The 561-nt window shown below is 65.8% G+C and carries 2 protein-coding genes; both read left to right on the forward strand.

Annotated elements, in window-relative coordinates; translation table 11 throughout:
- A partial coding sequence (locus ABB30_RS15475) for an EVE domain-containing protein (RefSeq protein WP_152980806.1) occupies positions 1-171 on the forward strand: 171 nt, incomplete at its 5' end.
- A gap of 106 nt (positions 172-277) precedes the next feature.
- Positions 278-561 (forward strand): ribose-5-phosphate isomerase A (locus tag ABB30_RS15480; RefSeq protein ID WP_211263513.1); only part of this gene is annotated, 284 nt, incomplete at its 3' end.

Here is a 561-nt window from a genome sequence, read left to right on the forward strand (position 1 = left end):
GCGTTCGAGCGCAAGCTGGCGCAGGTGATCCCGCTGGAGGAGATCAAGCAGCACACCGACAAGCTGGGCGAAGGCTTCACGCTGACCGCGCGCGGCAGCCGGCTGTCGGTGTTCCCGGTGACCGCCGCGCAGTGGAAGCTGCTGCTGTCGCTGGAAAAGCAGCCGGCCTGATACCCCGTAGGAGCGCACCTTGGTGCGCGATGGGGCCTTCCCGGTAAAAGCCCCATCGTGCACCAAGGTGCGCTTCTACCCCATCCTCCCAACCACCGAGCCCACCATGTCCGAAGCCAAGCGCCTGGCCGCCGAAAAAGCCATCGAATACGTCGAGAAGGGAATGATCGTCGGGGTCGGCACCGGCTCCACCGTGGCCTACTTCATTGAAGCCCTGGCGCGCATCAAGGACCGGATCGAGGGCGCCGTCTCCAGCTCCGAGCAGAGCACCGCCCTGCTCAAGGGCCACGGCATCGAGGTACTGGACCTGAACCACACCGGCGGGCTGTCGCTGTACGTCGACGGCGCCGACGAGTGCGATGGCAACAAGAACCTGATCAAGGGCGGCGG

Origin of the sequence: Stenotrophomonas ginsengisoli (assembly GCF_001431485.1) — a bacterium.
Lineage (GTDB): Bacteria > Pseudomonadota > Gammaproteobacteria > Xanthomonadales > Xanthomonadaceae > Stenotrophomonas > Stenotrophomonas ginsengisoli.